The following is a 24,650-nucleotide window of genomic DNA, read 5'->3' on the forward strand; positions in this document are numbered from 1 at the left end:
AGGACGCGACCGCAAGCACACCGCAGCAGCCCAAATCCCCACTCCCAAGCTAACCATCCCCATCAACAACCGCAGCCCTTAACCCAACTCTGTATCCTCTTGTGCCTTTTTGTGGCTATTCCGCGCCATTAGACAAGCAATCTGCGCGATGATACTATGCCTCCATTCCCGCGCTTGCCAGCGTATAGGCACGCGCTAATACCATTTGGAGGCACATCCCCATGACCGGCAACGCCCTCGATTATTCGACGCTCTTCAACAAGGACCTGCCCGCGCCCGCGGCTCAGTTTGAAGGACACCCCAAATACAACTTCATCGGCGGGCATAGCGACCCCGACTCGGTGCCGATGGAAGGGTTTATCGAAGCCGCGACGAATGTGTTCAGCGGCGACCCCAAGTACATGTCTATGTACAGCCTTGACGGGCCGCAAGGCATCCTGCCCCTGCGCCAGTTCGTGGTTGACAAGCTCAGGGCGCATCGCGGCATTGAGATTACAACTGATGAAGTGCTGATTACCTCCGGCTCCGGGCAGGGCATTCAGATTATCAACGACGTGCTGCTGGAAGAGGGCGATACGGTCATCGTGGAGGAGTTCAGCTTCTCCGGCGCGCTGAACTTCCTGCGAAAGCGCAATGTCAACTTCGTCGGCGTCAAGATTGACGATGACGGCATCGTGATGGAAGACTTGGAACGCATTCTCAAAGAATTGCGCGGCAAGGGCGTCCGACCGAAGTACATTTACACGATACCCACGCTGCAAAACCCCAACGGCTCCGTGATGAGCATGGAGCGCCGCCACCGGATGCTCGAGTTGAGCGCCGAGTACGGCGTGCCGATATTCGAGGACGAGTGCTACGCCGATCTTGTGTTTGAGGACAAGTACGAACCCGCGATAAAGGCGCTGGACGACACGAACCGGGTGCTGCACATCGGCTCGTTCTCCAAGAACTTGGGCCCCGCAATGCGGCTCGGATATATGGTCGCGCCTTGGAAGATTATGAGCCGCTTCATATCCGCCAAGGCAGACGCCGGCAGCGGCGTGATGGACCAGCTCATAGTCGGCGACTACTTCACGAACCACTACGACGAGCACATTCAAGACCTGCGCGCGGCATTGCAGCGCAAGCGGGACGCGCTCGGCGGCGCGCTGCGCGAGTCGTTCGGGCCGAATGTGGAGTTCGAGATGCCCAGAGGCGGCATGTACCTGTGGATGAAGTTCCCGGACGGTGTTGATGTGCGAGAGTTGGTCGCGCCCGCCCTCGAAGAAGGCATCGCATTCAATCCGGGTCCCGACTGGTCGGCAGACCCGGAAGCCGCCGCGAACTACATCCGTCTGTGCTTCGCGCTCCCGTCCGTTGAAGATATATGGGAAGGCGTGGCGAAATTGGCGGATGTGTTCCGGCGAGAGGGCGAGCTGCCCTGATCCTCCGTTCCCACATAGGCCATCCCCACATAGGCTCTATTGCAACCATCTTTCACAAATGGACATAATTCCTAATTCCTATGGTTTCTGACTAGGCGCTGGCTTACTATCTCATTAGCGTCCGCGCTGCAAATTCGCTTTTGAGCCTGGGAAGGACGTTACGCGTTGGAACTCCACGACTCCCTCTTTGCTATCGGCGCGATGATTGTCGTTGCCAAGCTGCTGGAAGGCGTATTCAAGCGCTTCGGCCTTAATTCGATTATTGCCTACGCGACGACGGGCGTAATCCTCGGTCCTTTAACCGGACTGGTCGAACCGGGCGTCGAAATCGAGATTGTCCTGAGCCTCGGCATTTTCATCTTCTTCTTCCTAATCGGCTTGGAGGAACTGGACATTCGAGGCTTCCTTGCGTCTATTCGGGGTCGCCTGTTTCTTACCGCTTTACTATCCGTGACCATTTCGCTGCTGATTTCGCTGGCAGTGACTACCGACTTTCTGTTTGATCTGGGCTTGAATCTCAGTTTCACCCAGGCGCTTGGACTTGCCGGAGTGCTGTCCCTGTCCAGCCTTGGAGTGGTCGCCAAAGTGCTGATTGATGAAGGACGCATCAGAGAGCCTGTTGGCGTCCGGATATTCACGGCTGTGATTATTGCCGAGCTTATCTCGCTGTTCGTCGTTGGCTTCGCAATAACCGAGCACTTTGGCGCAAGCGGACGCGCCCACCAGCTCAACTTGCTCAGCATGGCAATGATTGTTGGGCAGATTGTCGGGTTCTCCGCGGTAACATGGTTCTTCTCCGTCAGGATTCTACCCAGAATAATAGTCTTGCTGCATCGCTTCCTTCAGGTGCCGCAACTCTCGTTCGGGCTGTTGCTGGGCGGGCTGTTCCTCGTAGTTGTGGGAGCGGAAACGGTCGGGCTGCACGGCTCGCTGGGAGCGTTGCTCTTCGGAGGCGCCCTATCTCTACTGCCCTACCAGGTTCGCCGGGATATTATGCCGGGCATGAAAGGCACGGCTGAAGGGTTTTTCGTACCTCTGTTCTTCGCGTCGGCCGGGTTACACCTAAGCTTAGATTTCGTGAAGCTGCCGATTGAGACCATTCTGGCGCTCGTTTTCGTGCCTCTGCTCGGCAAATTCGTCGCATCCTTCATCAGTGCATACATCACACGGATTGACGCGCCCTTTGCAATAGCCGCAGGGCTGATGGCGAAGGGTGTGGCAGAAATCGCGCTTCTTCTCGTGCTGCACCATACCGAAGCTATCGACAGTGGCATCTTATCACTGCTGGTTCTGGTGATGTTCGCGTATATCCTGCTGACGCCGTTTGGCATCAGTTTTGCGATTAGGAGGATTGATCACTCCGAAGAGACCACTCCGCAAGACCAAATACCACCTTCGCTGTATCGCTTTGCATTGGAAGGATTCAGGGTGCAAGACATCCTAGACCGCTCCCGTAGCTACGCAGAGCAGTCGATGACGGTCAAGGCATTCGCAGAAAGCTGGCTCCTGCCGGAGCAGCACGATTATGTCATCGTGGAAGAGGGCAAGCTGGCCGGCATAGTCTCCCTCGGCATGCTGCGTTACTTGCCGCGCAGCGAGTGGGAGCGCACCTCGCTTACACAGGTGCTGCGCCACAATACGCCCCGTGCCTATTCTCACGAATTCGTCGAGGATGCCCTACAGCGAATGACGGAGAACTCTCTGACCGTACTGCCGGTTGAGGACTCGGAGACGGGGGAGTTCATCGGCTCGATTTCCAGCCACGAGGTTCTGGAGATGATAGTCCTGAGCGCGCAGGGACGCGAAATCTGAACGCCCGCGCGCTGCTGGGCGCATATACTTTGGAAGGGCTGCGGCTCGCGGTGGACCCGGCGCATGGCAGGCTTATCCCGGCTACTACGGCATGGGCGTAAGAGTTGCCCCTACGACAGCAGGGAGTCTTCGTCCAGGAGGGAGCGGGCCAGTTGGTCGTTGTCGGTGTTTACGGCTACTATGCCGTAGCCTTCAATGCGTTGCGCGATGTGGATGGCGCGCACGTTGATGTCGTGGCTGGCGAAGAGCTGCGATACACTCGCCAACGCGCCCGGCCTGTCCGGCAGGCGGAATACCACGGCGTCCGAGCTTATGGCGCGCAGATCGGCTTCTAGCAGCGCGCGCAGTGCAGCGTCGTCGTCGTCCGACCGCAGCCTAATGACGCCAAGGTCGCCGGCGTTGCGGCCGTCTATGTCTTCGATGTTTATGTCTTTTTCGGCGAGCGCGGTGGTCACGCGCGCCAACGCACCCGGCTTCGCAGCCGTGATGACTATGATGCGGCGCTGCGCCGACTGCTGGTCTGAATTCTGGGTCATGTCGTCTCCGGCGGCCATTCGAGGCAATCCGCAACTACCTCGTCTATCATCTGGCGGGTTACATGGGGCATCGTTATCAGGTGGGCGATGTCGTCTATCGGCGCCAACTGCCACTGGAACAGCACATACGACGACGGTCGGGGAAACACGACGATGGGGCTGTTCTTCGCGCGCCATGCCGGTATGCCGTTCTCGTTGAACCGCTGTACCGCGTACTCGGCGGTGTCGAGCATATCCGCGACTATGCGCCGGAATCCATCGACGCCGTTCTTCGTCAGCGAATACCACATTATCATCGGCGTAATCGCGTTGCGCGAGCCTAGCAGCGTCGTGTCCAATACGCCGACATACTCGATTGCCCTGCCGATTTGCGCCGTGTATTCCTTCTTTGTCACGACTACGCCGCACGGCAGAGGAGAGCCGAACATCTTGTGCCCGGACACTGCGATGCTATCCACGCCGCTGTCGAAGCCGAACGGCTGCGGGTCATCCACGAACGGCAGTATCATGCCGTGGAACGCGGCGTCCGCGTGAATGTAGTATCGCGGCAACGCCAACTCCTGCACTATCTCCCTGATGCGGTCAAGGTTGTCCACCGCGCCTTTCATCGTCGTGCCGATGTTGGCGACAATCAGCGCGGGCGATGTGCGGTTGATGCGTATCGATTCGCGCAGGTCGTCGTAGTCCATCTCACCGTTGTCCTGACTGCGAATCATGATGTTGCGGATGTTCAGCACATGCAAAATCTTCAGCACGGAGTAGTGCGTATCCTGTGAGAAGTACGCCACCGGGTCGCGCATCAGCTCGCGCCCAACATATATGCCGTACATGTTGCCTTCTGTGCCGCCGGCGGTAACATATCCCCAAGCATCTTCAACGGGCAGGCGCATCAGCTCGGCGACGGCGGTTACCACCTCTCGCTCCGTTTCGTGAGTGTTAGACTGGTAGCGCGAATGCCCAAACGGGTCGCCGACATTGTTCGCGGCGTAGGCGAGCAACGGGTACAAGCTGGTGTAATCGAAGTTCTGGTTGACCGGATAGCCCGCCGAAAACGGACTGAGCCGGCTGAACGCCGATAGTGTTTGTTGAATGCGCGCGTCGATTTTGTCCTGGTTCTGATTCCGGTTTACAGAAGTTCCTGTATCCATCTCGGTTCGTTCCTTAACTTGAGACGATTTCAAACTTGAGACCTTGAGACGATTTCATAAGTCCCCTTCCGCCTTAATGGGCTGATAGTGACAGGTATATGCCGAATACAATGGTATCGGATGTGTTTGTAGGGGCGACCGGCCGGTCGCCCCTACGGAATCACGCCATGTCAAATACGAGAATCAAATACCTACCCATCCTACCCGTTAATGGGGGAATGGGGGATGGTTAAAGCCTGTCCCGAGCAAACCCTCGTCATGGAATCGTCTTTCATTTCTGCGAAATCTACGCGTCAGGATCAGGCGACCAGTTGTATATTCGCGTCAGCGCGCCGCCCATCAGCATAGTGCGCTCGGAATCCGACAGCGAGTCCGTTACGCGGAACGCCGCCACGCCTTGCTCGTATGTCAGCACATGTATCGCCCGCGTCCAGTCCGTTCCCCATAGACAGCGCTCGAATCCGAACGCAGTGAAAAGCTGTCCAAGTGGCTCCCATATATCAGGATATGGGAACGGCTCATGCGCCAGCGTGCACGCGCCCGAAATCTTGATTGCCACATTGTCGAGCGCAGCCATCGCCACAACGGCCGGCAGATCCGCCCACGGCTCCGTCGGCGCGGGTGGGTGGCGCGGCTGATCCAGCCCCACATGGTCTATGACGAGCTGCGTGTTCGGATTGCGCCGCGCAAGTTCTCCCACGACATGCATTTTGCCCGTTGACATGATGTTCACGGGAACGCCTGCGCGTCCCGCCGCGGCGACGATGGCGTTCAACCCCGCATGCGAACCGTCATCGTAATCTCCGTAAGTGAGCATTATGCGCGCGCCCACGACTCCGGGAGTCGCCGTCCATTCCGCCATATCATCGTCAATTGTCTCAGACTCAGGGTTGAACGGCCGTATGACGCCAAACTTACCGGGATGCTTCGTGTGGACTTCCAGTGCGTAGCTCGGATCGAAGCGATACATAGAATACGGCGACACTAGTAGCGCGCCGTCCACGCCCACCGCGTTCATAGCGGCAACCATGTCGTCGCCCGTAACCTCATCGGGTCCATCCAGAAAGCCCTGCCAGGGACGATCGGGGCTGTCGCGCTCGTAGGCATGCACCTGCGAGTCAATGGTGGGAGTCTGCTCATCCATGTTGTTTCTCCTGCCCTGTTTCATCGTATCTGTTGGCCTGTAACTTCAGCGTGAAGCGCACCACATCCTGAACTTCTCTTTATCATAAGCGCCTATGGTTATGATAACGGACAAAATGCGATGACTGCCAGTATCAAGCCTAGAACTCATGCCTCCGTCAACAAATCGCATTCGCCGGAATGTATGCTTCGGTAGGTGGGGTTATAGTCAATGACCAGCCGGATAATCACTCCGAAAAAAACATCAAGACGGACATGCCGATAGATTTAAGCATATTTGCCTCTTGCACAGCCTATTGTTCCGTCCCGTGTTCAGTCCCGTTATTATCCGCTCACCATCGGATATACATGGTATCCGCGCTGCAAGTCTAGCGGAATCTTCTCGGAAATCCAGCTATCGCCGCCATCTGCGCTGGCGAAGAAGTGCCCGTAGTTGGTAACGCAGAACACATTGTCAGGCGCGCGCGGGTCTATCGCCACTTGGAACATTCTGCCCGGCGGTTCGTCGCCGATGTCCAGGCGCTGCCAGACTTCGCCGGCGTCGTCGCTGCGGAAGAGCGCGCCGGCTTCCTGCGTGCCGGACGGAGCGCCGCCGCCGCCCGCGCCTGCCGCAAGGTATATCGTGCGCGGGTCGTCCGGCGATACGAGCAAGCCGCGGCAGTACGAGCCGCCGGGGAACATTTCGCCAAAGCGGATGTGTTCCCAGTTTCGCCCCTTGTTGCGACTGCGGAACATTGCCACCTGCGCGATGATGAACACCGTGCCGGGCGCCGCCGCGCTCACCTGAACGCCGTGCAGGTCAACCGTGTGATTGTCACGGTAAAGCCCGTCGGTGAGCGAATCCCAGGACGCGCCGCCGTCTCTGCTGGCTATCAGTCCGCCGACTTCTATCGCGCCGTAAACATCGTCCGGCTCGGACGGATCGGCGCACAGCCCGATGACGCGCTTGGCGAGTGGCGGCATGTATGTCGTGACATCCGGGTATTGCACGCGACTAGTGTCCATCTTCTGCCAAGTGTCGCCGCCGTCCTGAGAGCGCGCGATGGCGCAGGGTTCGTAACCGGCGTACAACGTGTCCGGGTCGGCAGGGCTGAACGCGAGCGACCAGACATCGGCTTTCGGCGCATCGAGCGCGCGCCAAGATTCGCCGCGGTCGTCGCTGCGATACGGTCCGTCCTGCGTGCCTGCGAAAATCACCGACGGGTCGTCCGGACGGATGGCGAGCGCGCGCACCTGCGGATTCGCGGGCAGCCCGTTGGAGATGCTCAGCCACTCGGAATCGCCCAGCGCGCGCCGCAGCATGCCGCCCTGCCCGATGGCGTCGCCTTCGCCGGCGATGCCGATGTAGATGTGGGTTTGGTGGTGTCCGTTTGTGGTGGTCATTAGTGCGCCTCCGTTTTCTATAACCCGTAAATCCAAGTCAGCGCGCATTGTATAGCTTGTGTTCATGATACACTTTATTGTGAGTGAGGACAGCGATGACTACGCTACAAGATATCAGGCAACTGCAAGCCAATGAGATTTACTGCGGCGACGCCCGCAAATTGCTCAGGCAAATTTGCCACGAGTCCATCGATCTGAGCTTCTGGTCGCCGCCATACTTTGTGGGCAAATCCTATGAAAAGAGCCTTTCTTTCGACGACTGGCAAGAACTTCTATGTGAGGTTATAGCACTACACTTCAGCATTGTGAAGCCAGGCGGATTTCTCGCTATCAATATAGCGGACATACTAGCGTTTCCTGACCCTGAAATGCCGCGCATCCAAGCGGATAATGTTTCCAGCAAGAAGGTCAAAATTACGCGAGAGCAAGTTTTGGCGGCGCAAGAGGCGCATCCCGCGTTCAACAGATACCAACTTGCCGAATTGCTGGGTTGCAGCGAGCAGACGATTGACAGGCGACTCAACAACAATAATGTGCGGGGCGGAAAGTACGCGGTTCAGCGAAAAGTGAAGATAGTGGGCGGATTGGTGGAAGATTGGGCAGCCCAAGCGGGATTTTACCTATACGACCGCCGCGTGTGGGTAAAGGATGCTTGTTGGGAAAATAGCAGGTGGCATAGTCTTTCATATCGCTCGGTGGATGAGTTCGAGTACATCTATGTCTTTTGGAAGCCGGGGATTACGACCATTGACCGCTCGCGCCTGAGTAAAGAGGAATGGGGCGAGTGGGGTTCACGGGGCGTTTGGGACATCCCGTCGGTGCGCGCGAATGTAGAGCATGAGGCGCAATTCCCGATTGAGCTGCCGCGCCGAGTAATCCGCCTATTCTCCGCGCCCGGTGATTTGGTGCTGGACTGCTTTATGGGGAGCGGCACGACGGCGGTCGCCGCGATTGGGGAAGGGCGTAGCTATCTTGGCATAGAGTTGCTGGCTGATTACGCCGAGCTTGCCAGAAGACGCTGCAAAGAAACATTGGACGAGGCTTATGTCTCTTGAGCCGCAATCGCTGTTGCATAATCTAACCCTTCTTGAACAAGTCGAGAAGGCGACACTGCGTATGGTCGTTCAAGCGATTTACGATTTCAGAAACGAAGCCGGCGAATTCTTCATTCACGAAACCGACCTTGTGGCAGACATTGGCGAAGACATCACCCGCGAAGCCATGGATCGTATGGGCACTTCGACCATACCCGTAAGGCTATTCGGGAAGATTGATTACAAGAGGGCTAGGTATGTATTTCAACCTGAGTATTCTGTCAGACAGGCGTTGTTCGTAGATTCCAAAGCAGAAAAGATTGAAGGCGCGGGAACGGTTACGATACAGACAGCGCAAACATCCATGAGCGTCAGGCAGATGCGCGCCGGCGCACCCGTAGATGAACAGGGAACATTGCCGCGAATCCTCAACGTTCAGAATGACGAATATCTCGTTACAACGGTTTTCGTCAAGTACAACTACTCCGAAGGCTCAGAGACATTGCAGAAAGCGCTTGAAAGCATGTCCGTAACATGTCTGCCTAACGGGATACTGCAAGACCGCTACAATCCGACGCCGGAGCAGACATTTTGGCTTGCGGGCAGGAACGCTCCAAGTCGAGGCGAACCATTTCGCGCTAGAATCAGCCTCAGCAGGTTGAAGCAATTGGCTTCGTGGCGTGTGCAACATATATCGCTTGATGCGGGAACGCCTTTTGTATGGGATGAGTAATCTTTGGGATGTTGTGAGTCCTTCATTAAGTCATTACACTGGCTCCAATGATTTGACTAATGGAAGGGGACAGCGATGGCAGCACGAATGGACAAAGAATTCAGCCTTGAGGAAAAGGCGAGAATCGAAGAGCGGTTCAAGCCGTACAAGTCGCCAATCGTGCAGAAGAAGGCGCTTAAAGGTTTTGCGACGATCGAGCGCGGCGAGTATGTCAACTGCTCATGCTCGAAATCAAAGGGGAAGTAACCTGCTTAAAGCGAGAGCAGGGGACGAAATAACAGCGCAATTTCCACGCCGTCCCCTCATCCCCTTATCCTATTCATCCCAGGCCATCTACTACAACTCAAACGTCTTCACCCACACGCCCGGCGAACCCGCCGCGTGCTCCATCGTGTTCTGCCAGCGTTCGTTGCGCGGGTCTATGGCGCGCTGCCGATTCCATTCGTCGGTCTGCGATACTTCGGGATGCTCGAATTCGTACACGGTGAGGTATGCGGGCTCGCCGACAACGGCGCGGTAGCGCCTGCCGCGTATGCAGCCCGGCACTTTCATGTAGTTGGGCACATAGACGCTGTTGTACCAGTCGTTCCACTCGGCATCCAGTTCCGGCGGGACGGTCATTCGTCCGATTTGCAACGCGGCCGCCATCCCGCTCTGCGCCGTGCCTTCTTCGACGTCTGCCGGGAATATCTGCTCGTACGTGTTGCGGATGTAGGTCGTGGCGATCACATCCGGTGAGCAGCGCTTCGTCCACTCTGTCGGGTTGGCACGAACGCTCAGGTACGCATCCGACGTCATCACGTCGATGTTCTCCAATTCGTACATCGCGAGGTGCTTGGGCGCGCCGGGGGATGATGATTCGTAGCGAGCGGCGCTCAGGAAGCCGGGGATGGCGAGCCGCTCCGCAATGTGCTCCTCGTTGTACCAGGCGTTGTAGTCGTCCTCCTTATCGGCCGGGACTTCTGTCCAGACCATCAGCAGGGCGCTGCCTTTTTTGTTTGGCATGTTTTCTCCTCTTTCAAGTGTTAACGCTCAAAAGTCGTCAGTGGTATTTTCATCCAACCGCCTAGTCGTCGCCGGGCACCGCTTCCAGTTCAGATTCGCGCGCTGATGCGCTCCCCTTGAACGCGGGCATGACTTCTTCGGCGAACCATTGGAGCTGCTCAGTGATGATTGCCTCGGCTGTGCCTACGGGCTGGCTTACGCTTATTCTGTCTAAGCCAGGATATGCCTCTTCCACGCGCTTTAGCTGGGCGGCGACTTCTTCGGGCGTGCCGCATAGGAATCCTCCCGCTTCGACTGCGCCTTCGATGCGCGGCAGATCGGAGTTTGGCGCGCGCCTCGGATCGCTCATCGCGTCTATTTGCTCTTCGCTGAGTGCGCGCACCAGACGCAGCGGTCCGAACATCTTCAGGTTTTCCTCAAACAGCGCGGCTGCCTCTCGTATCGCCTTTTCCTTGCTGTCGGCGAGGTAGAAGTGATAGCCGAAGCTCAGGTTGCCGCCGAGTTCTAAGTCAACGCCGGTGCGCGCGTATGCCTCTCGAAACGCCTCCACGACGCGGTGCATCGCACCGCCTTCTGCTACGCCGCCGCCGATGATGCCCTTGATGCCGTGCTTCGCCATGAAGTCCAGTCCGCGAGGAGTCGCGCTCTGTATCGGCTGCCAGCATTCGACAGGTAAGCGCATCGGACGCGGCACGAGGGTTATCTCCTCGAGTTCATAGCCGCGATACGGCACGCTCGGCGGGATGGTGTAGTTCTTGCCGTGGTGTGAGAACGAGTCTTCGTTGAACGCCTTGAAGATGATGTCCACCTGCTCCTCAAACAGGTCGCGGTTGCCCTCTTGGTCGAACAGGGGCGAGCCGAACGACTCAATCTCGCGGCTGTGGTAACCACGTCCAACGCCGAATATAACGCGCCCGCCGGTCAGGATGTCCGCAGTCGCGTAGTCTTCCGCCAGTCGCAGCGGATGCCACATCGGAGCGATGTTGAAGCCGCAGCCGATGTTCAGCCGTTCCGTGATGTGCGCCAGATGCACCGCGCTCATCAGCACATTGGGTATGCACTCGTAGCCCTCCGGCTGGAAATGGTGCTCCGCAAGCCAGAATGTGTCATAGCCGTTCGCATCCATCGTCTTGGCTATCGCGTCCGTCTTGGAATAGACGCTCGCCAGATGGTCGTTGTCGAAAACGCGGTCGTTCACCGCTGTGCCCGCATAGCCGATATTGTCCATGTCCACATGCCCGGCATACAGGCTGTCGAATTTCGTAATCATGACGCGCCTCCAAATTATGTAAGATAGGCTTATTGTAGTCCGACATAATCAAGTGTCAACAAGCGACAAGTTCTGAACGGCGATGGAAAGTAGCAAATATGACCGAATTATCGAGCAAAATCGCGCTGGTTACGGGTGCCAGCCGTGGCGTCGGACGCGGTATCGCGCACGAGCTGGGCATTGCGGGCGCGACGGTGTATGTAACCGGGCGCAGCGTAAGCAGAAGCGCGACAACGGAATCGCTGGGCGGCGATGTGAACGGCGCGGCTGCGCTGGTAACGCAGGCTGGCGGCACAGGAATCGCCGTACGCTGCGACCACACGAATGACGCCGATGTGCGCGACCTGTTCGAGCAGATTGCGCGCGAACAGGGCAGGCTGGACATACTGGTGAACAATGTCTGGGGCGGCTACGAGCGCATCGACGATGTGGATTTCGTGGCGCCGTTCTGGGAGCAGCCGCTTTGGCGCTGGGGCTTGATGTTCAACGCCGGCGTGCGCGCGCACTACACGGCGAGCCGTCTCGCCGTGCCGCTGATGGTACCGCAGAGCTGCGGACTCATCGTGAACATATCGTCGGGCGACGAGGACAAGTATCGCGGGCAGGTGATGTACGACATCGCCAAGGCAGCCGTGGACCGCATGGCGTTCGCGATGGCGCAGGAATTGCGGCAGCACGGGATCGTCGCGCTCGCGCTATATCCGGGCTTGACGCGCACCGAGCGCGTGGAGCGGTTCGCGTCCGCCGACGAGCTGGCAATCGCGGAATCGCCGCGATACGCGGGGCGCGCCGTCGTCACCCTTGCAACGGATCCCGATGTGATGCGACGAAGCGGCAACGCCTACAAGACCGGCGAACTCGCGCGAGAATACGGCTTTACCGACATCGACGGCAGGCAGCCACCGCCATTCACCTTTGGCTAAGCGTCTGTTAAAGTATAAGTGCGCAAGGTTGCAGATTTGATACACATATAGCAACAGTAGAAGATGTCAAAAACTTAAGTGACAAGGTGCAAGGCGTAGATAGCCGGGTGAGCCGTTTGGAAGGCGGTCACGAACATATTGCCACAAGAGCTGACGTGAAAGAGATGGAAAATCGACTGTTCGTGCGCTTGGGACTGCTGATTGTGGTAGTGGGCGCGGTAGCATAGTGCAGCGTTTGTGAGACTGAGGCGGCGGTCGCTATCATCCGCCATCTCCGGCGATAGCGCACAGCGACGGAAGATGCGTTTTCGTAGCGTTGCTTTACATATTCTTGAATCTCGTCTAAACTCTGGCAAGTGCGACTGTTGCGATTGTGACGATGACATGTGTCGATGATAACAGTCGAGCCAACACCAATTAGGGAGGTGAAAGTTATGCCGCGAGGAAGTGTCCCTAAGCGTGAGGCTAAAAAGCCCAAGAAGAAGGCACAGAAGCGAGACACTTATATTTCGCCGGTGGTAGCCGCCGAAACGGTCGAGGTCGTGGGGAAGCGGCGCAGGCGCAAGGCTGACGACGACTTCTAGTCGCTCATTGTCTCCAATAGTTCCGGTAATTCGGATAGGTCGGTGATGCGCGGCTGTGCCTTGTAATCCCTGTGGTTGCCGTCCCTGTCCAGCAACACGGCGCTAATGCCCACATTCAGCGCACCCGCCACATCGGATGTCAGCTGGTCGCCTACATGCACCGCAGATTCGGGACGCGCGTCCGCGCGTCCCAGCGCACGCTCGAATATCAACGGGTCGGGCTTTTCCGCGCCGACTTCGTGCGATGTTATTGAGAAATCCAGATACGGCAGTAGTCCGAGGCTGTCCGCCAGCTCATCGCCGTTCCGGTTCATGTTGCTGATTAGCCCGACGATCAAGCCCATCCGCCTGCACGCTTCTAGCGCGGGTATCGTGTCGTCGAACGGCGCGAGCGCGTAGTCGATGCGCCGTATGCGCCGCCATATCTCCCACGCCTGCTCCTGCGACACCTCAACGCCCGCGCCACGCAGCACACGCCGCTCATACTCGGCGAAGAACACCTGGTTCTCCTCGCGCGACAGGCTACGCACCGGCTTCGTGGCGTTCTGCTGCGACATAAATGCGTCCGCAAGGTAGTAGCCGCGCAGAATGCCGTCCGGCGTCACGGTGATACCGAAGTCCGCGAGCGCCTCCGACTGTATCTCGTAGCGCGAGGGGCGAAAACCGGCCAATGTACCGTATAGATCGAAGAATACTGCAGTTATCATGGTCGTCAGTTCATCAGTCTTTCAAAGACGACTTCACAAATCCCTAATGTTGTCATTCCGAACGCAGTGAGGAATCTGAAATCGTTGCACGCAAACCTGTTTCCGACTTTAGATTTCTCGCTTCGCTCGAAATGACAGGTATGAAAGGCCTTTGTGAAATCGTATCTCTTTCAGTCGGTCAGTTTCCTGACTGTCTATGTTACCTTATTACTGACCTAACTGGCATACTGAAAGACTGACTGACTAAATATGCTTGCTGGCAAACTTCCGATGGAGTTGCTTTCGCGGCTGCTGTCTGACATTGATGTGCGCGACCCGCGTGTGGTGTTGGGCGCGCGCGCCGGGGAAGATGCCGCCCTCATCGACATGGGCGACCGGTATCTCGTCGCCAAGACCGATCCCATCACATTTGCCACCGATCTTATCGGCTGGTATTTGGTGCAGGTCAACGCGAACGATTTGGCGGCGATGGGCGCGACTCCGCGCTGGCTGATGGCGACGCTGCTGCTGCCCGAAGGCACGACCGAAACACAGACCGCTACGATTTTCTCGCAACTGATTGAGGCGTGCGACTCCCTTGGCATCACGCTCATCGGCGGACACACCGAGATAACCTACGGCTTGCCGCGTCCCGTGATGATGGGCGCGATGCTCGGCGAGGTGGACAAGGACAAGGTCGTGCTGACATCCGGCGCGCAGGTCGGCGACAGCATCGTGCTGACGCAAGGCGTGGCGATAGAAGGTGCATCGATTCTGGCGCGCGAAGCAGAGGACGCGCTGGCGGCGAAAGGTGTGCCGCAGGCGGTCATCGAGCGCGCGAAGGCGTTCTTGTTCACTCCGGGCATAAGCGTGGCGCGTGCTGCGGCAATAGCCTGCGACACGGCAACCGTACATGCCATGCACGACCCGACAGAAGGCGGAATAGCCTCCGCGCTGCTGGAACTCGCGACGGCGGCAGACGTAGGTCTGACCATTGACGCGGCGCGTATCCCGATACTGCCCGAGTGCCGCGCAATCTGCGACGCGCTCTCGCTCGACCCGCTCGGGCTAATCGCATCCGGCGCGCTGCTCGCAACTATGTCGCCACCGGACGCCGAACGCGTCATCGATGCGCTAGGCAGCGAAGGCATCCCTGCCAGCATAATCGGCAGCATCACCCCGCAGTCCGCCGGCTTGCGCATCACCACAAACGGCGAAGAGCGCCCGCTTCCCACCTTCTCCCGCGACGAATTGGCGCGGTTCTTTGCGGACTAGCGTTGCCGTGAGATTGCGTGTCGTTCACCTCCCTTTCATACAAGTCCATTGCCAACCATGGCATTCCGAGCATCGGGATGAATTTGAAGCCTCCTACTGGCTCAGTGCTAGGATTTCGGATGCCTCACTTCGTATCGGAATGACAGCGCAGTTGTTTGCTTGTGGAATTGAAGGGAGACGGGTATTAGCATCGATGGACAGGATAGATAAGACGGCGAGTGAAGAAGCTACGCCGCCATCCCCCGCCCTGCCCTGTGCTATGCTGTATGCAGCGATTATGCGAAAGTTATGATACGGAGTATTAGCACTATGCCCTTTTCCATTGGCAGGGTGGCGGCTGGCGTGCTCGTTGTTATGATGCTTGCGGTGGTTCTTGCCGCGTGCTCGCAGCAGGCAGAGCCGCAAACTACGGCTGCTACGGCGGACACGCCGGCGCCCACAGCAGCAGCACCGGCGGCACCCACCGCAGCGCCAACATCTGCACCCGCGCCCACCGCTACGCCTGAACCCGCACCCACGGCAACCGCGGAGCCACGGGCATCGGCGACTCAACCTGCGGCAACAGCCGCGCCTGCGTCAACCGCTACGGAGGCGCCCGTGACTGCGCCGGTTGCAACGGCGGCGTCAAGCGGATCGGGCGCGAACCACTTTGTCCTTGGAGAAGGCACTGTTGCACGGTACATGATCGATGAAGAGCTGGCGGGCAGAGGGTTCTTCACCGCCGTCGGTGAGACTACCGAGGTGGTGGGGCGCGTCGTGTTCGATGACGATGGCGGTGTTGTGGCGGAAGGCAGCGCTATCGTTATGCAAGCCGCGTCGCTGACGACTGACAGCGACCGCCGCGATGGCTATGTCCGCGAGCGAACGCTGCTGACATCAGAATATCCCGCGATTGTGTTCAGCCCCACTTCGGCTGAAGGGCTGCCATCACCGCTCAGCGATGCAAGCGGCACAGTCGAGTTCACCATCACCGGCGACCTGACCGTTCGCAACCAGACTCGCGAGGTAACCTGGGATGTCGTCGCGGAGTTCGGCGATACGATAAGCGGACTGGCGAGCGTGGTGGTTACCTTCGAGCAGTTCGGTATAGACAAGCCTAGCGTCGCGGTCGTGCTCAGCGTGGAAGATAGTTTCCAGCTAGAGTTAGAGTTCGTGGGAGCGTTCGAGGAAGCGGGCGCGATAAATGTCGATAGCGCGGACAATACGGCGTACGCGCAGTTTCTAGGCGATGAGAACGCGCCGGTAACGGTCATCGAGTTCTCAGACTTCCAGTGACCATACTGCCGCACATTCGCCCTCGGGCCAGGGCGACAGATTATCGAAGACTATGTGGCATCGGGCGATGTGCGCTTCGTGTATCGCCACTTCATCGTCATCGGTCAGGAATCCATCGTCGCCGCGATGGGCACGGAGTGCGCTGCCGAGCAGGACATGTTCTGGGAATATCACGACGCCATATTCGACAACTGGGACGACGCGCGACAGAACAGGTTCGGTCTAGCTTGGCTGCAATCCACCGCCGAAAGCCTGGAACTGGACTTGCCGACATTTATGGAGTGCCTCGATAGCGGCCGCCACTTCGAGCGCATCCGCGCAAGCCAGATCGACGGCATGGGACGCGGCATCAGAGGCACGCCTTCCGTGTTCGTCAACGGTGAGCGCGTGGGCGGACCGGACTACGAAGTCTATCGCGCCGCCATCGAAGCCGCGCTTGAGGAAAGTAATCAGTAGTCAGTCAAAGCGATACCGCAATGGCATATCTGATTACTGATAACTAGGGCGTGTTGACATTTGAGTCATTCCCGTGAAAACGGGAATCCAGAATCTCAAAACGCAGCCATTTTATCTCATTAACGCTGCTTGCAGACACTAGATTCCTGCTTCCGCAGGAATGACGGGCTGAAAATCAGAAATGTCCACAGAGCCTAGTCGTCGTACACGGTAGTTTGGCTGGTAGGATGCGTTAGCGAGATGTGCGAGAAGTCTTCGCCATCGACGGCGCCGTGCCAGTGGCGCTCGCCGGCAGGGATTAGCGCCGTGTCTCCCTCGCCTACCTCTATCTGCTCCGAGTCGGTGGCTACATAGCCCTTGCCGCCCAGCACGAACAGAATCTGGTCGCTCGTGTGCGTGTGGAACTTGTTCTTCGCGCCATTGAAGAAGCTGACCTTGTTGAAGTTAAAGTCGCCGCTCATACCGTCGCCGACAATCCCTTCGCCCGTAACCTTGCCGCCGTAGAATATCGGCGCGTCCGAGCGGTCTTCCGGCTCGTTCTGCCCATTTCGGATAACCTGCATTTTCTGTTCTCCTTGAATTGTGCGCTATCGATTCAGATGCTGCTTATTATATGACTGCGCGCCTCCGTTAGCATAGATCAGCTACCTGTGAGAGCATCAGTTTTCGCAGCGAAATAATTACCTGAGTAGCATGAAAGTCGAAAGTGGCATACAGACTATTCGAGGGTCATCAACGGTTACTGCATCGTCTTGGGTGATTAGTATGCCGAAAGGCGCATTATTGACTGCTTTCTCCATAAATGACCGAATGCCCAGAGTGTCCTGCAAAGGATGTATCCTGCGCCGATACTTAATCTCCACAGGTAGGCGCTGATAACCAATCGTCAAAACGAAATCCACTTCCCGGTCTATGCCTCGCTCTGGCAAGTGAGAGATGTCCAGTCCGGCAATCGTAGAAGCGACCGAACCGAAGATACTCTCTGCTAAATGTCCGGCTACAGTGGAAAGTTCGGGACGATCCGCCAGCGCTTTTGGAGTTAAGGGAATCTGCTCCTGAAGCCAGCTTGCGCGCAAGCCATGATCAACCAAGCACAGCTTTGAACTTCCTCTCTTCCTCTTCAAGCGGATCTCAAGGGGCGGAATCAACCGGAGCAAAAGAGTGTCATCGAGAAATCTCAGATAGGAAGTTACTCGCTGAAAGCCGATGTTGGCGCTAAGGGACAGACGTGTTTCCTCGGCAAGAGTGGACACAGTTGGGGTTTGCCCCGCATATCGGCAGGCAAGACGAAACAACTCTTCAAGCAATTGTGGGTCCCTCTTGCGTCCCCTTTCGCCCAGGCGAAGGTCGTGCTGAATGACCCGCTTGATAACCGTTTCGTTGAGCTGGTCGGCAAGCGTATGCCAATCAACATCCCTGAGATTATGGACGAGTGGATATCCGCCTCTTTCCGAAAAGTGGCAAAAGGCTTCGTCTCTAAGTTTCGCTTGGGCCTGTCCGTGAGCGCGTAGGTCCAGCCAGAAGTCCTTGTCTAAAAGTGGACCTAACCCATTGTCAGGTAGAAATGGATCAGGCGTCTCCAACTCTCGAAGAACGCCGATTTCGGTCAATGAGAGAACGCCAGCTTCGATCGTGTTGATGCGTCCCGCAAGGCTATCACGCCCTCGCTCGATTCTGAGCGCCGAACTCCCCGTGACCACAACCTTTACTGCGGAGTTGTCGACCAGGGATTTGAGTTGGGCGCTCCAGCCGTCAAGATTCTGAACCTCGTCGAAGAAGAGATATGCTCTTTGACCTTCGCCCGCTAATGTGTTGAATCTCGCAGCAGCTATTTGACGCTCAAACCAGTCGGAAATGCGAAGAATAGGCTCGTTCAAATTTCTGAGCGAGTACAATTCGTCGAACTGGACACGCAGAATACTTGTGGGAGGCACGCCTTCGGCGAGCAGGTCAGAAATGATTTGGAACTGCGCCGTTGTCTTTCCCACTTGGCGCGGGCCTCGCACCACCACTATCGGAGCAATCCTGGCTTCCAGCCGTCGGCGTATCTGCCCTACGAGATGGCGGCGCATTTTGGGCTGGGGAGGCATGGAGGCATGCTCCCACCAAGGATTTAGGCGACGCAAATCGCTTATAAGCTCATTTGGAAGTCCATCGTCAACAAAGAGCGAAGTCTGATTACTTGCAATCATTATTCCTTCCCCCTTCATCTTTATACATACAATATACACTAAAAAGTCAACGCTACTACATTGACAGTGTCTCAGTCTGAATTACGACCTGCCGTATAGACTGCTCGATATTTCAAAGCGAGACGCTACCACGCTATTCCCTACGCCTGGGGGTGCCCGCTTGAGTCAGCGCAATCGCGCCGGTGAAGAAGAGCGCCGCGACCAACAGGAACGCGAAGCGGTAGCTGCCCGTGTAGTCGAACGACCATCCCGCAAGAAGCGGTCCGACGAACGCGGGCACTGCCATCGTTATGCTCATCACGCCCATGATGCTGCCATAGTACCGAATGCCGAATGCGTCTTGCACGATGAGCGGGAAAAGCGCGCCGAACGCGCCCAGAAAGAAGCCGAACAGCGGCACGAATATCCAGACGAGTGGCAATTCCGCTACGGGTATGAACGCCGGCAGCGGGACGAATTGCCCCGCGAAGTAAGTGAGCAACACAAGAAAGCCCGCCTGCCCCAGCAAGTCCATCATCAGAGCGTAGCGCGCCGTTATGCGGTCGGCGAGCAGCCCCATCACGAACTTGCCGAGCATTCCAAAGCCCGCCAGTAGTCCCAGCGCGAATCCCGCCACACCCGCCGAAACGCCCTCTTCCGTCAGGTGCGCCGCCATCTGCGTCAGCACCGCGCTGTATGTGAAAGAGCCGAGCATCACCGCCAGCGTCATCGCGTAGAATGCTTTCGTCCGCAGCGCCTCGCGCAGCGACCAGCCTGTTAGCACGACCGGCGCATCGTCCGGCCCGTCGTCTTCCTCGACCGCTTGACGGCGCACTTGCGCCCGCGTCGGGAAATCGCGCACCACCAGCAGCGCATAGACCGTCAGCAATGCCCCGATTGCTCCGAACAGCAGGTATGTCCCCTGCCACGGCGACAGGCTGATGAACGCCCAGTGCCACGACATCCCAAGCGCAAGCGTGGTCAGCGGCGAAAAGGTCATGCCACCAAAGTTGTTACCCATGAGCGTTATGCCCATCACACGCCCACGCGAGCGTTGGAACCAGATGCCCACGAGCCTGCCTGCCGGCAGGATGGACGCGCCGGCGAAGCCAAAGTACTGCACGAAGCTGAGCGCATACCAGTGCCATAACTCGGTCATGAGCGGGCGCAGCAGGTAGCTGACGGCGATGAGCGCTATGGACGCCGCTAGGATGTTCTTCGCGCCGTGCCTGTCCATGACGCGACCTAGAAACGGCGCGATGAGGCTGCCCGCCGCCGTGAAGGACAGCGAGAAGTTTATCTGCGTGCGCGTCCAGCCGAACTCCTGCTCCAGCGGCGGGATAAGCAGCCCAAAGGCGTACTGCCCCGATCCGACAGTGAGCATAGCGGCAAGAAACGGCGCGGATATGACCCACCAACCAGCGTAAATGGGAATCGGCTTAGGGCGCAGCGCGCGCATGATTTTAAGCATAGGTAGCAAGTATATCAGTGTTTCAGTCCATCAGTAAGTCAGTCTGTCAGCGGGATGAGGACTGCTAGGACTTACAGGATGCGGAGGATGTTGATTGCCGTTGGGGTGCGATGGTGGTATAACTGACTGGTAATAGGCTCGCGCCAATACACTGGGGGGATTAGAAGATGACCACGCCGCTGTTTTCGACATATAGTCAAGGGGAGAATCGCGTTACTGCCACTTTTCTTGCTGTGCTTGAGCGGCTGAGTGTAGCCAACATGAATCGCATACTTGAGGGATTGTTGGGAGACGAGGAGTTTGGGCTTGTCACATTTGCCAATCAACCAAGAGGGGTTGATTCCATACCCGATGCCAAAATCGAGACCGGGCATAGCGTATGGATAGAGACTAAGATAGAACACGATAAAGTAGGCGTTGTACAGATCAGAAACCACATGAAAGCAGTGAAGCCCAACGAAAAACTGCTCGTACTCATTCCTGACGACGATAGACCAACTAATTTAGATAGCAACTCTATAAGTAAAAATGATAGAGAAAGAATCGTATGGGCGAACTTCAGGAAATTGGACAACATAGTGTCAGAAATACTCGACAGCAAAGATGCACCACCTTTATCGATGGATGATTACCTGCTAAGAGAGTTTAGTTCATTTCTCGATCACGAAGCACTTACAATATCTTCTGCCGACAGAGTCGCGGTGGCTTCTGCCGGTTGGGCTTGGCCGGCGTATAACGCTTTAGGCAAAGTTGCAGAGCCTTTCATCAGCGGATATAGAGCAGGATATGGACTGGCCAAGCCTTCAAACCATATTGCCTTTTACACAGGCCAAGAAATCAAGATCATTGTGCCTAAAGTGAAGTCGGTGGTAGGCCCCATTAACTTTACGAGGCAGGTAGAAATCGACTCACTTGAAGACTCTCAAGAGAGGGAACTCGCTAACGAGATATTCAAGCGAATTAAGCAATGCAATGAGATTGAGAATTTCAATGCGGAGACCAAGATCATCTTTTTGAGCGGCCCTGATGATCCTGAGACTATAACGCTAGACAAGCCTATCGCTAATGACCTGATAGGTAAGGGTGGAAAGCGAGTGGGTTGGGTGATGAAAGGTCAGCGTTATGTAACTTTAGATTCACTGAAGACCGCGAGCAAGACTAGCGATCTGAAACTCTGCTGACACACAACCGGATAATGGATTCCTGCTGCCACAGGAATGGCGATTTAACTCGCCGACTGACTAACTGACATACCCGACTGACATACCGACACTTCCCCGAAGGAGATTTCCATGGCTGACGACTTTAGGATTGCGCTTATTGGGCAAGCGGCATTTGGCGAGAGTGTGCTGAACGCGCTCGTTGAGCACGACGAGAACATTGTGGGCGTGTTCTGCCCGCCGGATAGGGAAGGCAGACCGGCCGACCCAATCAAGACTGCCGCCGAGGGGCATGACATCCCCGTCTTGCAGTTTCGCCGCATGCGCAACCAAGACTGCATCGACGCGTTCTTGGCGCTGAATGCCGACCTGTGCGTGATGGCGTTCGTAACCGACATCGTGCCGGACGCAATTCTCGAAGCGCCAACACAGGGCACGATACAGTATCACCCGTCGCTGCTGCCGTTGCACCGCGGTCCGAGTTCTATCAATTGGCCCATCATTTTCGGCAGGGAAAAGACAGGGCTAACGGTATTCTGGCCAGACAAGGGCTTGGACACCGGTCCCGTTCTGCTGCAAAAGGAGACCGAGATAGGACCGGACGACACGCTCGGCTCGGTGTATTTCGGCAGGCTGTTCCCGATGGGCGTGGACGCGATGGTCGAGGCGGTCGATATGGTCAAGGCGGGCACCGCGCCGCGCATTGAGCAGAACCACGACGACGCCACCTACGAAGGTTGGTGCCGAGCTGAGGACGTGGTCATAGACTGGGACAAGCCGGTCGGAGAGGTTTACAACTTGATTCGCGGCAGCGACCCCAGCCCAGGCTCCGGCTCGACATTCGGAGACGACAGCGTGCGCTTCTTCCGCGCGAGCAAGTCTGACAGCGATGCAGGCGGGGCACCAGGCGAGGTTACGGAAATCACGGACGATGGCTTCCGCATCGCGGCGAACGGCGGATCTATCTTCGTAGGCAGAGTGCAGCAGGGACGCCAGCGCAAGGTGAACGCGCCCGAGTGGATTGAAGCAGTTGGCTTGAAGGTGGGGGATAGGTTTGGTGACTAGCCCTCACCTAAACCCTGCATCTTCTCCCACTCGTCGCGCAGGATTTCCATTTGGATAAAGTCCAAGCCGCGCTTGCGTACGCGCTTGACTTGGCGGAAGCCTGACTTGCCGAATGACCTCTGCGCGCGGTGATTCCAGTCCAGCGTGTGCAGATATACGCGCTCCAAGTTCGTCTGCGTGAAGATGTACTTCAGCAGCGTGTCCACGGCATCCGTGCCGTAGCCCTTGCTCCAGTACGCGCGGTCGCCGATCATTATGCCCAGCTCGGTCTCGCGGCGGCGCGTGTCTATGTCATAGTACATGCAGTTGCCGATGTGCTTACCCGTCAGGTCGTCGATGCCGAAGCGCTTGGAGCGTGCGCTAGGGTAGTCTATCTCTTCCTGCGAGTATCGCAAGAAGTCGTTGTACGCCATGTTTAACGGGCGTGTGGCGTCTAACTTGGCGAGTTCGTCGTCCACCCGCCAAGTGTAGTCGTTGAGTGCGTCCTCGATGCGCTTCTCCCGAAGCTCCACCTTCTTGCCTTCAAGCGAGATGGGTTCAGCCGGTTCGGGCTTTCTTCGAGATAAGCTGAAGGGCATTCTTAACAACTCGGACCTCGTTATCGTGAGTCAGCGTCCTCAAGGCTTCCGGCGCAGGAAGCCAGCGCACATAGTCGAATTCGTGGTCGTGCAGCGACAGGTCGCCGCCGTACGCGCTCATCAGGTAGAAGTGCACGACCTTGTGGCAAGGCGCGCCGTCATCGAACCGGGCGAAGCAGTAGTCTATGCTGCCCACGAAGTCATCGATGCGAACTTGCAAACCTGTCTCTTCGTTCACCTCGCGCAGGGCGGTCTGTTCGCGCGTTTCGCCGTCTTCAGGCGTTCCCTTCGGCAGCCCCCAGACGACATTGCCTTGCTGCGCGTCGAACCCGCAGACTACGAATTCCACGTCGCCGCCGCGCGTCCGCGCCACCACGCCGCCCATAGACTCCATTTCAATCACATCAGCCAATACGCCGTTCCTTGCCTTGCGAACCGTATTCCGCGCTATTCTAGTGTCTTACGCGAAAGCGCGTCAAGGCGCGTCTCGCACCATCCACAATCCCATTCCATCCTGCTTATTCTGTACACCGATGTTGATTTCATCCTTAATTGACAGTATGAACAAGATAGCACACGCCTCAATGTCATTCCGAACGCAGCGAAGCGAAGTGATGATTCCGAAATATCTGAACGATTTTGCCATGACGATTTCATATTCCTCGCCCTGCTCGGAATGACCAATCATTATCAACTAACAGTATGAGCAGGATAGATATGGTAAAAGATCGCGTAATCTTCCTTGAAGCGTGTACGCCGCTGCTTGTACAATGGTAGCAGCAAATCTAGAGAATGCCCCTTTAACTCAGTCCGGAGAGGCTGGCAAGGGAGACGACGATTTTGCCGCAGTTGTGTGCCGGTTGCACGACAGTGCTGATCGTCTGACCTCTTGCCGCCCGGCGAGAGGTTTTTTTTGTTGGACAATTCCTTGCCTGACAGCGCGAATAGCGGCGGCGCGCCCGGTAGTTCGCCCGCTATTTCAACTGAACGCAGCATACTCGGCGCGGACGAAATACGACGCGCTCTCGTCCGCATTTCGCACGAGATTTTGGAGCGCAACGGCGGTGTCGAAGACATCGTGCTGGTCGGCATTCAGACTCGCGGCGTGTGGCTGGCAAAGCGCATCGCCGAGTTCATTCGCCAGTTCGAAGGCGTCGATGTGCCGGTCGGCGAGCTGGATGTCGGGCTGTACCGCGACGACATCGCAGAGCGCGGAAGACGACTAATGCACACCAGCATCCCGTCCGGCGTGCACGAGCGCTGCGTGGTGCTGGTGGACGATGTGCTGTACACCGGGCGCACCATCCGCGCCGCCATGGACGCGCTGAACGACTTCGGACGACCGCGTGAAATACAGCTCGCCAGTCTCGTGGACAGGGGACACCGCGAGTTGCCCATTCGCCCGGACTATGTGGGCAAGAATGTGCCGACATCGCGCGAAGAATCTGTGCAAGTCTATATGAGCGAGATAGACGGCATCGATCAGATTGCGCTGATGAGGGAGTGATTCTAAAGTGA

At 57.1% G+C, this 24,650-nt stretch carries 23 protein-coding genes; 11 read left to right on the top strand and 12 right to left on the bottom strand.

What is annotated here, in order from left to right; all coding sequences use genetic code 11:
- Positions 1-221: 221 nt before the first annotated feature.
- Both F4X57_02405 and F4X57_02410 read left to right on the top strand, forming a co-directional pair.
- A complete protein-coding gene (locus tag F4X57_02405) occupies positions 222-1,424 on the top strand; it encodes a PLP-dependent aminotransferase family protein (protein MYC06020.1) in 1,203 nt (400 codons plus the stop codon).
- Positions 1,425-1,589: 165 nt separating this feature from the next.
- Positions 1,590-3,236, top strand: coding sequence for a hypothetical protein (locus tag F4X57_02410; GenBank protein ID MYC06021.1), 1,647 nt, complete (start codon positions 1,590-1,592; stop codon positions 3,234-3,236).
- A 110-nt stretch (positions 3,237-3,346) separates the two neighbouring features.
- Here the strand turns inward: F4X57_02410 and F4X57_02415 are convergent, their stop codons facing one another.
- The 4 genes from F4X57_02415 to F4X57_02430 form a co-directional block, all read right to left on the bottom strand.
- Entirely contained in the window at positions 3,347-3,790 is a 444-nt protein-coding gene (locus F4X57_02415; protein MYC06022.1) for an ACT domain-containing protein, read from the bottom strand.
- Complete coding sequence (locus tag F4X57_02420; GenBank protein ID MYC06023.1) at positions 3,769-4,920, bottom strand: histidine decarboxylase; 1,152 nt, start codon at positions 4,918-4,920, stop codon at positions 3,769-3,771. Before F4X57_02420 ends, F4X57_02415 begins: the two co-directional genes overlap by 22 nt.
- A 286-nt stretch (positions 4,921-5,206) precedes the next feature.
- Positions 5,207-6,088: an amidohydrolase gene (locus F4X57_02425; GenBank protein MYC06024.1), complete on the bottom strand. Its 882-nt coding sequence runs from the start codon at positions 6,086-6,088 to the stop codon at positions 5,207-5,209.
- Positions 6,089-6,387: 299 nt separating this feature from the next.
- Positions 6,388-7,446 (bottom strand): hypothetical protein, encoded by a 1,059-nt coding sequence (locus F4X57_02430; protein MYC06025.1) that lies wholly within the window; start codon positions 7,444-7,446, stop codon positions 6,388-6,390.
- Between the two features lie 95 nt (positions 7,447-7,541).
- Here F4X57_02430 and F4X57_02435 point away from each other — a divergent pair, with 95 nt between their 5' ends.
- Both F4X57_02435 and F4X57_02440 read left to right on the top strand, forming a co-directional pair.
- Positions 7,542-8,501 carry a site-specific DNA-methyltransferase gene (locus F4X57_02435; protein ID MYC06026.1) on the top strand — a complete coding sequence of 320 codons (960 nt, stop codon included), beginning with the start codon at positions 7,542-7,544 and terminating at the stop codon, positions 8,499-8,501.
- A complete protein-coding gene (locus F4X57_02440; protein ID MYC06027.1) occupies positions 8,491-9,213 on the top strand; it encodes a type II restriction endonuclease in 723 nt (240 codons plus the stop codon). The genes F4X57_02435 and F4X57_02440 overlap by 11 nt, the downstream gene beginning before the upstream one ends.
- A 336-nt stretch (positions 9,214-9,549) precedes the next feature.
- On the opposite strand, the gene F4X57_02445 is transcribed toward F4X57_02440, so the two are convergent.
- Complete coding sequence (locus F4X57_02445) at positions 9,550-10,218, bottom strand: hypothetical protein (GenBank protein ID MYC06028.1); 669 nt, start codon at positions 10,216-10,218, stop codon at positions 9,550-9,552.
- A gap of 61 nt (positions 10,219-10,279) precedes the next feature.
- Complete coding sequence (locus F4X57_02450; protein MYC06029.1) at positions 10,280-11,488, bottom strand: LLM class flavin-dependent oxidoreductase; 1,209 nt, start codon at positions 11,486-11,488, stop codon at positions 10,280-10,282.
- A gap of 98 nt (positions 11,489-11,586) precedes the next feature.
- Here F4X57_02450 and F4X57_02455 point away from each other — a divergent pair, with 98 nt between their 5' ends.
- A complete protein-coding gene (locus tag F4X57_02455; protein MYC06030.1) occupies positions 11,587-12,411 on the top strand; it encodes an SDR family NAD(P)-dependent oxidoreductase in 825 nt (274 codons plus the stop codon).
- A gap of 580 nt (positions 12,412-12,991) precedes the next feature.
- On the opposite strand, the gene F4X57_02460 is transcribed toward F4X57_02455, so the two are convergent.
- Positions 12,992-13,702 carry an HAD-IA family hydrolase gene (locus F4X57_02460; GenBank protein MYC06031.1) on the bottom strand — a complete coding sequence of 237 codons (711 nt, stop codon included), beginning with the start codon at positions 13,700-13,702 and terminating at the stop codon, positions 12,992-12,994.
- A 249-nt stretch (positions 13,703-13,951) separates the two neighbouring features.
- On the opposite strand from F4X57_02460, the gene F4X57_02465 reads away from it, so the two are divergent.
- The 3 genes from F4X57_02465 (at position 13,952) to F4X57_02475 (ending at position 16,687) form a co-directional block, all read left to right on the top strand.
- Positions 13,952-14,956, top strand: coding sequence for a hydrogenase expression/formation protein (locus F4X57_02465; GenBank protein ID MYC06032.1), 1,005 nt, complete (start codon positions 13,952-13,954; stop codon positions 14,954-14,956).
- A 309-nt stretch (positions 14,957-15,265) separates the two neighbouring features.
- On the top strand, positions 15,266-16,231 hold the full coding sequence (locus F4X57_02470) for a YceI family protein (protein ID MYC06033.1): 966 nt from the start codon (positions 15,266-15,268) through the stop codon (positions 16,229-16,231).
- A 39-nt stretch (positions 16,232-16,270) separates the two neighbouring features.
- A complete protein-coding gene (locus tag F4X57_02475; protein ID MYC06034.1) occupies positions 16,271-16,687 on the top strand; it encodes a thioredoxin domain-containing protein in 417 nt (138 codons plus the stop codon).
- A gap of 194 nt (positions 16,688-16,881) precedes the next feature.
- Here the strand turns inward: F4X57_02475 and F4X57_02480 are convergent, their stop codons facing one another.
- From F4X57_02480 to F4X57_02490, 3 genes are all read right to left on the bottom strand, one after another.
- Positions 16,882-17,250: a cupin domain-containing protein gene (locus F4X57_02480; protein ID MYC06035.1), complete on the bottom strand. Its 369-nt coding sequence runs from the start codon at positions 17,248-17,250 to the stop codon at positions 16,882-16,884.
- A 117-nt stretch (positions 17,251-17,367) separates the two neighbouring features.
- Positions 17,368-18,897: an ATP-binding protein gene (locus tag F4X57_02485; GenBank protein ID MYC06036.1), complete on the bottom strand. Its 1,530-nt coding sequence runs from the start codon at positions 18,895-18,897 to the stop codon at positions 17,368-17,370.
- 115 nt (positions 18,898-19,012) lie between these two features.
- Positions 19,013-20,329 (bottom strand): MFS transporter, encoded by a 1,317-nt coding sequence (locus tag F4X57_02490; protein ID MYC06037.1) that lies wholly within the window; start codon positions 20,327-20,329, stop codon positions 19,013-19,015.
- A 167-nt stretch (positions 20,330-20,496) separates the two neighbouring features.
- Here F4X57_02490 and F4X57_02495 point away from each other — a divergent pair, with 167 nt between their 5' ends.
- A complete protein-coding gene (locus F4X57_02495; protein ID MYC06038.1) occupies positions 20,497-21,510 on the top strand; it encodes a hypothetical protein in 1,014 nt (337 codons plus the stop codon).
- 111 nt (positions 21,511-21,621) lie between these two features.
- Positions 21,622-22,554 carry a methionyl-tRNA formyltransferase gene (locus F4X57_02500; GenBank protein MYC06039.1) on the top strand — a complete coding sequence of 311 codons (933 nt, stop codon included), beginning with the start codon at positions 21,622-21,624 and terminating at the stop codon, positions 22,552-22,554.
- On the opposite strand, the gene F4X57_02505 is transcribed toward F4X57_02500, so the two are convergent.
- Both F4X57_02505 and F4X57_02510 read right to left on the bottom strand, forming a co-directional pair.
- The gene (locus tag F4X57_02505; protein MYC06040.1) at positions 22,551-23,132 is read right to left on the bottom strand and encodes a GNAT family N-acetyltransferase; all 582 of its coding nucleotides are present in this window, start codon (positions 23,130-23,132) and stop codon (positions 22,551-22,553) included. The genes F4X57_02500 and F4X57_02505 overlap by 4 nt on opposite strands.
- Positions 23,092-23,544: an NUDIX domain-containing protein gene (locus F4X57_02510; protein ID MYC06041.1), complete on the bottom strand. Its 453-nt coding sequence runs from the start codon at positions 23,542-23,544 to the stop codon at positions 23,092-23,094. Before F4X57_02510 ends, F4X57_02505 begins: the two co-directional genes overlap by 41 nt.
- 564 nt (positions 23,545-24,108) lie before the next feature.
- Between F4X57_02510 and pyrR the strand changes: the two genes are divergently transcribed.
- On the top strand, positions 24,109-24,639 hold the full coding sequence (pyrR, locus tag F4X57_02515; protein MYC06042.1) for a bifunctional pyr operon transcriptional regulator/uracil phosphoribosyltransferase PyrR: 531 nt from the start codon (positions 24,109-24,111) through the stop codon (positions 24,637-24,639).
- Positions 24,640-24,650: the final 11 nt, after the last annotated feature.

This window comes from Chloroflexota bacterium, from assembly GCA_009840355.1.
In the GTDB taxonomy this organism is placed as follows: domain Bacteria; phylum Chloroflexota; class Dehalococcoidia; order Lucifugimonadales; family JADFKI01; genus Bin90.